The 13,745-nt window shown below is 57.2% G+C and carries 13 protein-coding genes and 1 riboswitch; of the genes, 6 read left to right on the plus strand and 7 right to left on the minus strand.

Translation table 11 applies throughout. The features are described 5' to 3' along the window. Together mqo and B3041_RS11950 are read right to left on the minus strand one after the other, a co-directional pair. On the minus strand, nt 1-1,611 hold the full coding sequence (gene mqo / locus B3041_RS11945; protein ID WP_292974331.1) for a malate dehydrogenase (quinone): 1,611 nt from the start codon (nt 1,609-1,611) through the stop codon (nt 1-3). A gap of 500 nt (nt 1,612-2,111) precedes the next feature. Continuing rightward, complete coding sequence (locus tag B3041_RS11950; RefSeq protein ID WP_065648499.1) at nt 2,112-2,357, minus strand: DUF1158 domain-containing protein; 246 nt, start codon at nt 2,355-2,357, stop codon at nt 2,112-2,114. Nucleotides 2,358-2,641: 284 nt separating this feature from the next. Here B3041_RS11950 and mntP point away from each other — a divergent pair, with 284 nt between their 5' ends. From mntP to B3041_RS11970, 4 genes are all read left to right on the plus strand, one after another. Beyond that, the gene (mntP, locus tag B3041_RS11955; RefSeq protein WP_039381085.1) at nt 2,642-3,214 is read left to right on the plus strand and encodes a manganese efflux pump MntP; all 573 of its coding nucleotides are present in this window, start codon (nt 2,642-2,644) and stop codon (nt 3,212-3,214) included. A gap of 357 nt (nt 3,215-3,571) precedes the next feature. Next, nucleotides 3,572-4,408 (plus strand): fumarylacetoacetate hydrolase family protein, encoded by an 837-nt coding sequence (locus B3041_RS11960; protein WP_292974335.1) that lies wholly within the window; start codon nt 3,572-3,574, stop codon nt 4,406-4,408. Nucleotides 4,409-4,464: 56 nt separating this feature from the next. After that, nucleotides 4,465-4,538, plus strand: a riboswitch (Fluoride riboswitch). Between the two features lie 86 nt (nt 4,539-4,624). Then, nucleotides 4,625-5,002 carry a fluoride efflux transporter CrcB gene (gene crcB, locus B3041_RS11965; RefSeq protein ID WP_292974337.1) on the plus strand — a complete coding sequence of 126 codons (378 nt, stop codon included), beginning with the start codon at nt 4,625-4,627 and terminating at the stop codon, nt 5,000-5,002. A gap of 56 nt (nt 5,003-5,058) precedes the next feature. Next, the gene (locus tag B3041_RS11970) at nt 5,059-5,856 is read left to right on the plus strand and encodes a sugar phosphate isomerase/epimerase family protein (protein ID WP_292974339.1); all 798 of its coding nucleotides are present in this window, start codon (nt 5,059-5,061) and stop codon (nt 5,854-5,856) included. On the opposite strand, the gene B3041_RS11975 is transcribed toward B3041_RS11970, so the two are convergent. From B3041_RS11975 to B3041_RS11985, 3 genes are all read right to left on the minus strand, one after another. Next, nucleotides 5,853-6,458, minus strand: coding sequence for an alpha/beta hydrolase (locus B3041_RS11975; protein WP_065648502.1), 606 nt, complete (start codon nt 6,456-6,458; stop codon nt 5,853-5,855). The genes B3041_RS11970 and B3041_RS11975 overlap by 4 nt on opposite strands. A 9-nt stretch (nt 6,459-6,467) precedes the next feature. Beyond that, nucleotides 6,468-7,409 (minus strand): glutathione S-transferase family protein, encoded by a 942-nt coding sequence (locus B3041_RS11980; protein WP_292974341.1) that lies wholly within the window; start codon nt 7,407-7,409, stop codon nt 6,468-6,470. 99 nt (nt 7,410-7,508) lie between these two features. Beyond that, a complete protein-coding gene (locus B3041_RS11985; RefSeq protein WP_065648504.1) occupies nt 7,509-8,408 on the minus strand; it encodes a LysR family transcriptional regulator in 900 nt (299 codons plus the stop codon). Nucleotides 8,409-9,121: 713 nt separating this feature from the next. On the opposite strand from B3041_RS11985, the gene B3041_RS11990 reads away from it, so the two are divergent. After that, on the plus strand, nt 9,122-10,246 hold the full coding sequence (locus B3041_RS11990) for a GNAT family N-acetyltransferase (protein WP_065648505.1): 1,125 nt from the start codon (nt 9,122-9,124) through the stop codon (nt 10,244-10,246). Here B3041_RS11990 and B3041_RS11995 read toward each other — a convergent pair. After that, nucleotides 10,243-12,075 (minus strand): ABC transporter ATP-binding protein, encoded by a 1,833-nt coding sequence (locus B3041_RS11995; RefSeq protein ID WP_065648506.1) that lies wholly within the window; start codon nt 12,073-12,075, stop codon nt 10,243-10,245. The two genes, B3041_RS11990 and B3041_RS11995, sit on opposite strands and share 4 nt — an antisense overlap. A 63-nt stretch (nt 12,076-12,138) precedes the next feature. On the opposite strand from B3041_RS11995, the gene B3041_RS12000 reads away from it, so the two are divergent. Further along, a complete protein-coding gene (locus B3041_RS12000) occupies nt 12,139-12,639 on the plus strand; it encodes a GNAT family N-acetyltransferase (RefSeq protein ID WP_065648507.1) in 501 nt (166 codons plus the stop codon). Between the two features lie 88 nt (nt 12,640-12,727). Here the strand turns inward: B3041_RS12000 and B3041_RS12005 are convergent, their stop codons facing one another. Next, a complete protein-coding gene (locus B3041_RS12005) occupies nt 12,728-13,642 on the minus strand; it encodes a sugar ABC transporter substrate-binding protein (protein WP_292974344.1) in 915 nt (304 codons plus the stop codon). Nucleotides 13,643-13,745: the final 103 nt, after the last annotated feature.

Below are 13,745 nucleotides of genomic sequence, written 5' to 3' on the forward strand. Positions count from 1 at the left end.
TTACTTGCCGACCACGTGAGCGGTAATCCGCGCTTCGTCGTTTGCCGCATGCGAGGTGATCACCGGCTCATATTCCAGCTGCAGTATGCGGCTGGTATCCGCCAGTACTTTCTCGGTCAGCGCCACGTCACCATTAAGCTTGCGGCCCCAGGACGGTATAACGGCACGGATTTTAGTCTGCCACTCCGGTGAGCGCATCTGCTCAGGAAAGACTTTTGCCATCAACTCCAGCATAATCGGTGGCGCGGTCGATGCGCCAGGCGAGGCGCCCAGCAGCGCAGAAATGGAGCCGTCAGCAGAGGTGACAACTTCAGTGCCGAGGCGCAGCACGCCGCCTTCCTGCTCATCGTTTTTAATAATCTGCACGCGCTGACCCGCCGTTACCAGGCGCCAGTCTTCCTGTTTCGCCTGCGGCACATAGGCACGCAGCGCCTCCATACGATCGGCGTCGCTCTGCAGCACCTGATCGACCAGATATTTCACCAGGTCAAAACTTTTCAGGCCGACCTGCATCATCGGCAGCAGGTTGCTGGTGTTCATCGCACCAAACATATCCAGCAGCGAACCCTGCTTCAGAAACTTGGTGGAGAAGGTGGCGAACGGGCCAAACAGCAGCACCTGTTTGCCATCCAGTACGCGGGTATCAACATGCGGCACTGACATCGGCGGGGCGCCGACGCTGGCTTTGCCATAGACCTTGGCCATATGCTGCGCGACCACGTCCGGATTTTCGGTCACGAGAAAAGAGCCGCCTACCGGGAAACCGGCGTAACCTTTAACTTCAGGAATGCCTGACTTCTGCAGCAGCGGCAGCGCGGCGCCGCCGGCACCGATAAACAGCTGGCGGGTAATCAGGGTACGCTGCTCGCTGGTATCCAGATTCAGCAGCGTGACCTGCCAGCGGCCATCGTTCAGGCGAACCAGATCGCGCACTTCCTGCCGCATACGCAGACGGAAATGCGGTTTTTTCTCCAGTGCGGCGATCAGCTGGCGCGTTACTTCACCAAAGTTGACGTCTGTACCCATATCGGTCCAGGTAGCAGCAACCTTCTGCTGCGGATCGCGTCCTTTCATTACCAGCGGGATCCACTGCGCAATCTGCTCGCGATCTTCGGAATAGTGCATACCGCGGAACAGCGTGCTTTTCTGCAGCGCCTGGAAACGCTTGCGCAGGAAGTCGACGTTAGCGTCACCCCAGACAAAACTCATGTGTGGCGTGGTATGGATAAAGCTTTTGGGATCCTGCAGGTTGCCTTTCTGCACGTGATACGCCCAGAACTGACGCGACATCTGAAAGGATTCGTTGATGGTCACCGCTTTAGCGATATCGATCGAGCCGTCCGCCTTTTGCGGCGTGTAGTTAAGCTCTGCCAGTGCGGCATGACCGGTACCGGCATTATTCCAGCCGTTGGAAGATTCCACTGCGACGTCATTCAGACGCTCAACCATTTCAATGGACCAGTCTGGTTCCAGCTCCTGTAACCAGGTGCCAAGCGTAGCACTCATGACGCCTGCGCCAATCAGCAGGACATCAACTTCTTTCCGTTCCTGACGTTTTGCACCATCCATTGCAGCGCTGCTCAGCGCCAGGTTTACCGCAGTGTTGCTCATGAGGCGACATCTCCTCTTCTGTTGACCTGAAGCTCAACAGGTTGGCAGGCAAAATAGCCGCGCGGCTTGTTCGCGCGCTGCGCTATCTCAAGGGGTTAAGACTCAGGTTAAGCCAATGGGGCGATAACGGTTAACTACACGTTATGCATATGCTTCTGAATATAACATTCTCGTATTGGAATTAAACGTTTGTTTATTTTTTAAATGCCGAAATGATTCAGCATAAGAATTAATCAGAGTAAGCGACGGCTTATAAGATATTTTTATCCGCTAATCAGCAGGTTATGATGATATTAATGTTATGCGATTGTGATGAGTTTCAGGTGAGCAAAAAGCGAACAGTGACAGGTGTCACAAAATAACATTATGAATAATAAGAAATATTTATCGAGAGAAAGAATCAGGGATTTTTTGTTGCGCGATATGTCGCCCGTTTGTGTAAAAATAGTGTTACATTTCTGTGATTCTGATTTTAACGGGCGTTTCTCCTTAGAGCAGGTTCAGCGCATCTGAAACCAGCGACGCCAGACAAAACGAATAACAAAAAACTCCAGCGTGCCCAGCAGCAGAAACCACAGGCAGAATACCAGCGTATAAAGCTGATTAAGATCCTGCAGGTGTAAGCTTTGCTGCAAACGCTGCGCCCATATCAGACCAAAAGAGGGTGCCGGCAGCAGAAGCGCCGAAAGAAAGCCCAGCAGCAGGATCCCGCCTGGAATAATCAATGTTTCAAAAGGGTTTTTCATCGCGCTTTTCCTGTCAATATTGCGCGGGCATTAGCGCATAAAAGGGGCGGGCAGTGCAATCTGTGAATCAAATGGCGTCAGGAAATTTCTTCGATTCCATTAACTTAGCGGTAAAAATAGCGATCGTTAAGAGTTATAGCCTTTGCTATACTTAAACCCCTGATTTTGTTGTCTTTTTTTTGAGTGTTTTGCATGTTAGACTGCGCGCACTTTTTCATGACTGAATAATGAGCACGAACAAAGCGGAGGATTTCCGCATTTGTTCGTTAACTGGCTAAAAACCCATGACATTCATTGCAACCCTGATCCTGGCTTTTGGCATGTCAATGGACGCCTTTGCCGCTGCACTGGGGAAAGGTGCGTCGTTGCACCGTCCGGGAATAAAAGAAGCCTTACGCACTGGCCTGATTTTTGGTGCAATCGAAATGCTGACGCCGCTTATTGGCTGGGCTATCGGGCTGGCGGCCAGTCACTACATTATGGCGTGGGATCACTGGGTGGCCTTTGGTCTGCTTAGCGTACTGGGCGGCCGTATGATTATGGAAGGTTTCCGGCAGACAGCAGATGAGCCCTGCGAAGCGCCGCAGCAGCACGGTTTTATGGTGCTGGCGCTGACGGCGGTTGCCACCAGCCTCGATGCGCTGGCCGTGGGCGTGGGTCTCGCTTTCCTGCAGGTGAATATTCTGTTTACCGCGCTGACCATCGGTGCAGCCACTACGCTGATGGCGACGACCGGTGTGCTGGTCGGGCGCTTTATCGGCCCGGTTCTGGGAAAATGGGCAGAAGTTCTGGGCGGTGTCGTACTGATCTGTATCGGCAGCACCATTCTGATTGAGCACCTGGGATTGATGAGCTGAACGGCAATTTTGTGATCTGGTTCAAATAAAATTGCATGAAAAACGCGCTGCCGCTATAATTTGCGCGTAATTTTTCAACAATATTTGAGTCAGGTGTGTCATGAAAGCTTTTTTCCGTTATGTGTTTCGTGCCTATGTCGCAACGTTCAAACACGTACCGCCGGGCGCGCTGTCTTAAGCGTCCAGAGTTACCCTCGATAATCGCCTTCAGGGATCGAAGGATGATTATCACCCCCTCTTTGTGCTTTCCCGTGCACAGACTGACACAAACCCTCACCACTTTCTTTGCAGGTCATACCGCATTTCCGGCTGGCTTTTGATACGCTGCGCGCCATTTCTTATTACAACGAGGCGGTTATGCAGCTTTGCAGTTTTTATATCATTGATTGTGCACGCAAAAGCTATGGCATTGTGCAGAAAGAGGGTGTTGTCGATCTGGGACTGCGCCTGGGTGCTGCCTGTCCCGACCTGAAAACCCTGCTGGCCCGCGGCGGTATCAGCGATCTGGCCGCATTTCAGCATCAGCCAGTGGATCATGCGTTTAGTGCCATTCGTTTTCTGCCGGTGATTGAGCAGCCCGGCAAAGTTTTTTGCGTCGGCATGAACTATGCGGACAAACGTAAAGAATTTGCGGAAACGCTGGATGCGCCCATGCTGTTTGTTCGTTTTGCTGACTCCCTGGCGGCGCATGAGCAGCCGCTGCTGAAGCCCGCGACCACGGCAGAATTTGATTATGAGGGCGAACTCGCCGTTATTATCGGCAAAACCGCCTCGCAGGTAACGGCGGGCGACGCGCTGTCGTATGTGGCGGGCTATAGCTGCTTTATGGATGCCACGGTTCGCGATATGCAGTTTACCTGGTTTACCGCCGGAAAAAACTGGCAGCAGACCGGCGGTTTTGGCCCGTGGATGACCACGGCTGATGAGATCCCCGATCCGCAGCAGCTGGCGATCAAAACCTGGCTCAATCAGCGTGAAGTGCAGAATGACACCACGGCCAGCATGGTGCATCCGGTGGCGAAGATTATTGAGTACATCTCTGCCTTTAGCCCGCTCTCTCCGGGAGACGTTATTATTACCGGCTCGCCGGGCGGCGTCGGCAAAAAGCGTACGCCACCGCTGTTTATGTTCCCGGGCGATGAGATTGAAGTGGAGATTGAAAAAATCGGTCGTCTGCGTCATCGGGTGGCCTGACCGGCACCCGGCACAGCGGTCTGAAGGGTGACCGTTTACCGGCGATAGCGTATTATCTCAGTACGGGTGATGGCGTACCACCTGATCCAACCGCCGCTGTTTTCAGACGGCTGATGACGCCTGACTATACGCTTATTCCTGTGCGGACAGGGCGGCGGGTCAGGCGTTTTTCTTTTCCTGCTGCCTTTACGCACGCTTCACTCCGGAGATCAAATTATGCTGAAGTCGCTGTGTGCTGTGATAGCTGGCGGAGCTGCTGGCTGCACCCTGCGCTGGCTTATCTCGCTGCGTTTTAACGCACTGTTTCCTGATTTGCCACCAGGCACGCTGATCGTCAACCTGGTGGGCGGGTTTATCATCGGTGCCGCCCTGGCGTGGTTTATGCGCTACCCGCAGCTTGATCCGGCATGGAAACTGCTGATCGTTACCGGACTGTGTGGCGGCCTGACCACGTTTTCTACCTTTTCAGCAGAAATTGTCAGCCTGCTACAATCAGGTAAATACCTGTGGGCAATGTCGAGCGTGATGGTGCATGTTGTGGGGTCGCTGCTGATGACTTTTGCAGGCTTTGCAGTGGTTAACCTGCTCGGCTGAGCGCCTGACCGTGGCCCGGCAGGGAGGATTTTATTCAACTGCAAAGGAGCGTAACCATGCCGGGTAATCCACTCTTCCTTAATCTGGTATTGCTGCAGGGCGAGCCTGCAGCAAAGCTGCAAGCGGCACAGGATGCAGGTTTTGCTCAGGCCGAGATCTGGCGCGAGGATGTGGAAAACATGGAGACGGCGCACTTAGCGCACTCCGCCATCCGTTTTACTAATCTGCAGGTGCTGCGCGATTTTACCGGCGCCCCGGACCATGAGCGCCGGCAAAAACGCGAGGAGCTGCAGCAGTTTATCCGGTTAGCGCACGCGATTGGCTGCGACACCATTCAGGCACCTGCCACCACGCGGCAGGACTGTATCCCGGAACGTATTGATGATGATTTGCGCTGGCTGGCGGCGGAAGCGGCGCGCCATGATATGCGTATCATGTATGAACCCATGGCGTGGAGCAGCGTGGATAATACGCTGCCGCTCGCCTGGCAGCGCCTGCAGCGTCTTGACCTGCCCAACGTCGGGCTGGTGGTGGATCTGTTTCATATCTGTGCGCTGGGTGGCGGCGCCTCACACCTTGAGGGCATCCCGGTTGATCGCATTTATGAAGTTCAGCTGTGCGATATGGCTGAACAGCCGCCGCAGAATAATCAGGCGCTGAGTGACTATGCGCGTCATCAGCGGCTGCTGCCGGGCGACGGCATTATCGATGTGGCCAGCTTTGTCAGCCGGCTGCAGCGTGCCGGTTACTGCGGTCCGGTCGGCATTGAAGTGTTCAATGACCAGCTGAAAGCGCAGCCGGCGACAGAGAGCGCGCGGCGTGCCTGGCAGGCCCTGAATCGCTGCTGGCGCTAATCCTGCAGGCACTGCGCAATATACGTTACCGCCTCTCTTGCGCCCTGCGGCGAGATGGTGTGGCCGGTGGTGGCCTCAAACGCGGCCGTCACGTTAACGCCTGCCGCCTGTAAGCGGCTGATGGCAGATTCTGTTTCGCTGAAAGGGATCACATCATCCGCTTTGCCGTGGATCAGTAGCGCGGAGGCACAGGGCTGCGGGGTCAGCGTCTCATCAAAGGCCAGCCGGCCGGAAAATGCCACCACGCCGGCCAGCGGGTAGCGTCCTGAGGCCAGCGCATCCAGCGCCATGATCGATCCCTGTGAGAAACCGACCAGGATAACCTTATCCCAGGCATCCGGCATACCGTGCTGCGCCATCAGGCGCTGCAGCGTATCGTCGAACGCATCGCGTGCTGCGCGCACGCGGGCCGGACGATTCTCCGGCGTAATGCCGGTCAGGCTGAACCACTGATAGCCCATCGCATGCTCAAACGGCCAGGGGGCGTCAGGTGAGGCAAACGCCACGTCGGGCAGCAGCCCGGCCCAGTGCTCACCCAGCGCCGCGAGATCGTCGCCACTGCTGCCGACGCCATGCAGAAAAATAACCAGTGCGTTTGCCATGCCTGCTCCTTAAAAACCGTACGCTGCCATATCCGGCCCGGCGGGCACAATGCCGTTGGGGTTCAGTGCCTTAATGGAATAGTAGCCCTGTTTGATATGGTCCATATTCACCGTCTGCCGGATACCCGATACCGCCAGAACGCTTTTAAGATAGCGATCCAGCAGCGGATAGTCACACAGACGGCGCAGATTGCATTTGAACAGGCCATAGTAGGCGGCGTCAAAACGAATCAGCGTGACAAACAGCCGGATGTCGGTTTCTGTCAGGCGTTCGCCCAGCACAAAGGTACGGCCATCTTTCAGCAGCGTTTCCAGCTCATCCAGCTGCGCAAAGACATCGCTGAAGGCCTGCTGATAGCTCACCTGGGTGGTGGCAAAGCCGGTGCGGTAGACACCGTTGTTTAACCGGGTGTAGATCGTTTCATTCAGCGCATCGATCTCCGTGCGCAGATCGGCAGGATAGAGATCCAGACGATCGTCTGCCAGATCGCCAAAGCCGCTGTTCAGCATGCGCAGAATATCGGCCGACTCATTATTCACAATCGTCTGCGTCTTTTTATCCCACAGAACCGGTACGGTAGCGCGCCCGGTAAAACCGGCATCGGCGCGGGTATAAAGCTCATGCAGATAGTCAGCCTGATTCAGCGTGTCGCGCTGCGCCCCCGGGTAATCGCCAAAGCGCCAGCCTGCGCTGCCCAGCTGCGGTTCAACCACGGAAACCGTGATAACCTGCCCGAGACCTTTCAGGCTACGCGCAATCAGCGTGCGTGATGCCCATGGGCAGATCAGCGCTACGTAGAGATGGTAGCGATCAGGCTCTGCGGCAAATTCAGTTGTGCCATCGGCACTGATCCAGTGACGGAACTGTGAGGTCTGGCGTATAAATCCGCCCTGCCGATCGGTGGCCTGTACGGGATGCCAGGCTTCGCTCCATTTGCCATTCACTAACATAACGCTGCTCCTTTATCATCAGGGCGCAGAGAGTAGCGCGCCGCAGGCCTGGTGATAATCCAGGCAAAACGGCTTTCATTCTTTCCGAAATGGAAGTAATCACACAGGCGGCTGGTGGAGAAAATGTCTGGCCAGAAAATCGATCAGCAGCCGGGTTTTTTGCGCCAGAAAACGGGCAGAGGGATAAAGTGCAAAGAGTCCCATGGGCGGCGGTGCAAACTCCGCCAGCAGCGGAATAATCTCTTTGCGCTGCAGGGCTGGCGTGGCGATAAAGCCGGGCAGGCGGGCGATGCCGAGTCCGGCGATAGCGGCGTGCAGGCACGCTTCGGTATTGGAAAAACAGAGGCGGCCGCGAATCGGTACCGTTGCGCTGTCGCCCGCTGCCGTTATAAAAGGCCAGTTCCACGGATCGCGAAAGTTGGTGTCGCTGATGCACTGGTGCCGGGCAAGATCGCGCCAGTGCTGTGGCGTGCCGTGCTGGTGCAGGTATGCAGGTGATGCGGCTATATGCACCGGCACGTCACCCAGTCGTCGGGCAATCAGGCTGCTGTCATCGAGGTGGCCAATGCGCACCGCCAGATCGAAGCCTTCATCCACGATATTCACGGCGCGATCGGAAAAGCTGACGTCCAGCTCAATAAGCGGATAGTGGCGGGCAAACGCGACCAGCACCGGTGCCAGCACCGCCGTCCCAAACGTGCCTGGCGCGCTGATGCGCAGCCGGCCAGAAGGCAGGCTGGCATTTTCGCGCATAGCGTCATCCAGCGCATCAAACGCATCCAGCAGCGTTTTTATGCGCTCATAGTAAGCGCGGCCCGCATCGGTCGGAGAGAGTGCCCGCGTAGTACGCTTGAGCAGCTGAACGCCCAGCAGCTGTTCAAGCCGCGACACCAGTTTTGACGCCTGCCCGCTGCTGGTGCCAAGGCGCATCGCCGCAGCGGCAAAGCTGCCCGCCTCCAGTACAGCAACAAACATCCGGTCACAATCGAGTCGATCCATCATCTCTCCAGGCAGGGCAAAGGCAGAGTATACGATCAACCCGCGCCCCTGTAAGGAGCACATTTATACGGGGATTCCATCGTAGGGGGCAGGATTCCATCGTAGGGGGCGCATTAATGCGCCCCTGGCCGCAGTCCGCACGCGCATTAACCCAGGACGTCATTAATGGCGTCATCACGTCCCGCACGCGCATCAACCCAGGGCGCCATTAATGGCGCCCCTACGGGGATCGCGTTGTAAGGGGCCGGGTTTCCATCGTAGGGGGCGCATTAATGCGCCCCTGGCCGCAACCCGCACGCGCATTAACCCAGGGCGCCATTAATGGCGTCATCACGTCCCGCACGCGCATCAACCCAGGGCGCCATTAATGGCGCCCCTACGGGGATTCCATTGTAGGGGGCGCATTAATGCGCCCCTGGCCGCAGCCCGCACGCGCATCAACCCAGGGCGCCATTAATGGCGCCCCTACGGGGAGCCCGTTGTAAGGGGCCGGGTTTCCATCGTAGGGGGCGCATTAATGCGCCCCTGGCCACAGCCCGCACGCGCATCCACCCAGGGCGCCATTAATGGCGCCCCTACGGGGATTACGTTGTAGGGGGCGCATTAATGCGCCCCTGGCTGCAGCACTGCATCCTGGCGAGAAAGGGCGCTGTGACGTATCGTATACGCATTAACCCGGGTGCCGTGACGGTGCCCCTGGCCGGGAGGGCTGCATGTCACTGCATTTTCTATCATCACTGACGGAGATCGCGGCCGCGGAATGGGACGCGCTGTTACCTGACGATCAGCCCTTTTTACGCCACGCCTTTCTGACTACCCTTGAGGAGAGCGGCAGCGTACGCGCTGAAACGGGCTGGCAGCCGGCACATCTGCTCTGGCGGGAACAGGGCAAAACCGGTGCCGCACTGCCGGGCTATGTTAAATCCCACTCGCGCGGCGAATATGTCTTCGATCAGGCCTGGGCCGAAGCGTGCCAGCGTGCCGGGATCCGCTACTACCCGAAATGGCTCGGGGCGGTTCCGTTCAGTCCGGTGACGGGGCAGCGTCTGCTGGGCGAAGCGCCTGCTATCAGCCAGCTGCTGGCTGCGCTACCGGAGGCGCTGCAGGCGCGACAGATAAGCGGGGCGCATATCAACTTCACCACGCCGCCCGCCAATGCCCTGATCGCAAAGCAGCCCGACTGGCTGATGCGCCTTGGCCTGCAGTATCACTGGCACAACCGTCACTACCGCGACTTTGCTGACTTCCTTGATACGCTGATGTCGCGTAAACGCAAGCAGCTGCGTAAAGAGCGGGAGCTGGTGCAGCAGAGCGGCTTTGTGTTTAGCTGGTATCGTGGTGATGAACTGCGGGAGGATCAGTGGGATTTTGTCTACACCTGCTACGTCAGCACCTACGCGGTACGTGGCCAGCGGCCTTACCTGACGCGCGCATTTTTCAGTCTGCTGGCAGAGCGTATGCCGCAGGCGATCCGCGTGGTTATCGCCACGCTCGGTGAACAACCTGCCGCGATGGCCTTTTATCTGTGCGACAGCACCACGCTGTATGGCCGCTACTGGGGCTGTCTGGCGGAGTTTGACCGCCTGCACTTTGAAACCTGTTTTTATCAGGGTATGGAGTTTGCTATCGCGGAAGGGCTACAGCGTTTTGATGCCGGTGCGCAGGGTGAGCACAAGCTGGTGCGCGGTTTTGAACCGGTAATAACGCACTCCTGGCACTATCTGGCGCATCCGGGACTGCGCGCGGCGGTGGCTGATTTTCTGCAGCAGGAACGGGCAGGGGTGCACGACTGGGCGGATGAGGCGCGCGCCGCCCTGCCGTTCCGGCGCGGCGATTAATCGGTGCCGACGAAACCGCCGGTCTGATGCTGCCACAGGCGGGCGTAAAGGCCGTTCTGTGCCAGCAGCTCGTGGTGATTGCCCATCTCCACGATCTCACCCTGCTCCAGCACTACCAGCCGGTCCATCTTCGCGATGGTCGACAGGCGATGGGCGATGGCGATCACCGTTTTGCCCTGCATCAGATTTTCCAGGCTCTCCTGTATGGCTGCTTCCACTTCGGAGTCCAGCGCTGAAGTGGCTTCATCCATAATCAGGATCGGCGCATCCTTGAGCAGCACGCGGGCGATAGCGATACGCTGCCGCTGGCCGCCGGAGAGCTTGACGCCGCGCTCGCCAACGTGCGCCTCCAGCCCGGTACGTCCCTGAGCATCAGAGAGCAGCGGAATAAACTCATCGGCACGCGCCTGCGTAATCGCCGCCTGCAGCTCCGCTTCCGTGGCGTCCGGACGACCATAAAGGAGATTGTCGCGGATGGAACGGTGCAGCAGTGAAGTATCCTGCGTGATCATACCAATCTGCCCGCGCAGGCTCGTCTGGGTGACATCCGCAATATTCTGATCGTCAATCGCAATGCGTCCGCCGTTGAGGTCATACAGGCGCAGCAGCAGATTCACCAGCGTGGATTTACCGGCACCGGAAGGGCCAATCAGGCCGATTTTTTCGCCTGGCTTAATGGTCAGATTCAGCCGGTTAATCACCTGACGATGGCTGCCATAATCAAAGCGCACATCCTCAAAACGGATCTGGCCGCGCGTCACCCGCAGCGGTGGTGCCGCCGGCGCATCCTGGACGCTGAGCGGCTGCGCAATGGTGCCCAGCCCATCCTGTACCATACCGATATTTTCAAAAATACCGTTCACCACCCACATGATCCAGCCGGACATATTCACCAGCCGGATCACCAGCCCGGTCGCCAGCGCAATGGCGCCGACGCTGATCAGCGACTGGCTCCAGAGCCACAGCGCCAGCCCGGAGGTGCTGACAATCAGCAGGCCATTCAGCGTGGAAAGCGTAATATCCATGCTGGTCACCATGCGACTGGCGTGACGGGTTTTGTCTGTCTGGTCCTGAATCGCCTCGCGCGCGTAGCGCTTCTCCAGATCGTTATGCGCAAACAGCTTGATGGTGGCGATGTTGGTATAGCCATCCACAATGGTGCCCATCAGGCGCGATCGCGCCTCTGAGGAGACCACTGAACGCTGCTTCACGCGCGGCACAAAAAAGCGCAGTGACAGGCTGTAAGCAATCAGCCAGATCACCAGCGGGATCATCAGCCGCCAGTCCGCCTCCGCAAACAGCACCAGCGAGGTACCGGCATAGATCACCACGTGCCAGATGGCATCCACCAGCTGTACCGCCGAATCGCGCAGCGCGTTGCCGGTCTGCATGATGCGCTGGGCAATGCGCCCGGCAAAATCGTTCTGAAAGAAGTTAAGGCTCTGACGCAGCACATAGTTATGATGCTGCCAGCGGATCATGCTGGTCATGCCGGGGTTAATGCTTTGATGCACCAGCAGATCGTGCAGGGCGATCACCACCGGCCGCAGGATCAGCGCTACCGCCGCCATCCAGAGCAGCGCCGGCCAGTGTTCACTGAACAGCGTCGCCGGCGTGGCATGGTTGACGAGATCGATAATGCGGCTGAGATAGCTGAACAGCGCGACTTCAATCAGCGCCTGTGCCAGACCGACCACCAGCAGCGCGGCGAAACCTGGCCATACCTGACGCAGATAGTAGCGATAGAACGCGCCGAGGCTGGCGGGGGGAGAATCCGTTGGTGCATCCTGGAAAATATTGATAAAACGTTCAAAACGGCGAAACAACATAGGGTCACTCTTTCCGGAAGGTCAGAGTTAACAGCTTAGTGCAATCAGACGGAGATCACGGATATGGAGATAAAGATTCGCGGCCGCGAACCGCGCGACGCCGCGGCTTATCAGCGCCTCTACAGTCAGCCAGAGGTCTATCGCTGGACCACGCAGCTGCCCTTTCCCAGCGTAGCCACGTGGGAGAAAAAATTTGAGCGTATGGATGCCGAAGGCTATATCGCGTTTGTCGCTGAGCTGGAGGGGCAGATGGTGGGCGAACTGACGCTGTTTACCGAACAGCGGCTGCGCACCCGCCACAGCCTGAGCTTTGGCATCAGCGTTGATCCGGCGTTTGCCGGACGCGGTATCGGCGAGCAGCTGATCCGCACCGGGCTTGACTACGCCTTTAACTGGATGGGAATTATCCGCGTGGAGCTGGAGGCATTTCATGACAACGCGCGCGCGCTGCGTCTCTATACGCGTCTGGGCTTTGAGCATGAGGGCGTAAAGCGCCAGGCCTGCCTGCGCGATGGCGACTATCACGATATCGTGGTGATGGCGAAACTGCGCGACCGTCAGTGACGGTGCGCGCGCATGCTGAGGCGCGCGAAAACAAGACCTGACAGCAGAGCTGCCGCACCGGGCGGCTCTGCTGCGTTCTCAGGCGGGGCTACTGGCTCTTTTTAACGTAGTTCTGCATATTCTCTTTGGTGACCAGCTCAAACGGGATCCAGACGTGAGAGGCAACCTTTTCACCGCCGATCAGCTTTTGTGCGACCTCAACAGACGTTTTGCCCTGGCCGATAGCGTCCTGAAATACGGTGACCTGAATTTTATCCTGCGCCAGCGCCTGCAGTCCGTCCGGCGTGGCGTCAATGCCGCCAATCAGCAGCTTTTTGTTGCTTTTTGCCAGCGCCATTGCCGCGCCGATTGCCATCTCATCGTTGTTCGCTGCGACGATATCAATCGACTCGCCGTTGCCAAGCCAGTTGAGCATTAAATCCATGCCTTCGTTGCGTGCATAGTTAGCGGGCTGTTTCTGCACCACCTTCATACCGGGATATTTCGCGACGACCTGCTCCACATCCTTCGTACGCTGCAGAGCGCCGGCATCAGTAAGATTGCCGATCATAATCGCCACATTTCCTTTGTAATTAGCCATCTTAGCCAGCGCTTCCATCTGCAGCGTGCCGGATTCGCGTTCATCTGAGCCAACAAACACTACGCCCGGCGGCAGCGCTTTATCGCCCGGCGTACGGTTCACATACACCAGCGGAATCTTTGCCTGCTGCGCCAGACGGGTAAGCTGTGGCGTGCTGGCCGAGTCGACCGGATCGACAATAATGGCGTCCACGCCCGCGCCGATAAAACTCTGTACCTGATCGGTCTGACGACCGACATCGCCGCGCGCATCCTCAAACTGTACCTCCAGCCCGCGCGCTTTCGCCTCTTTATCGATCGACTGGCGGATAATGGTTAAAAAATTCTGATCAAAGTAGGCCATCGACACGCCGATTTTATCCGCCAGTGACGACGCAGAGGCCGAAAGTAATCCCACCAGCAGCACCGCTTTTACTGTTTTCATTGCGTACTCCAGAGCATGAGAGAAAAGGGTTTGGAACAAATATTTCAGTAGAGTTGAAAATGACCTGTTGAAACCATTTGAGACTACGATCGGCGTACAAACC

The organism is Pantoea sp. UBA4549 (genome assembly GCF_002387285.1).
Taxonomy (GTDB): domain Bacteria; phylum Pseudomonadota; class Gammaproteobacteria; order Enterobacterales; family Enterobacteriaceae; genus Pantoea; species Pantoea borealis.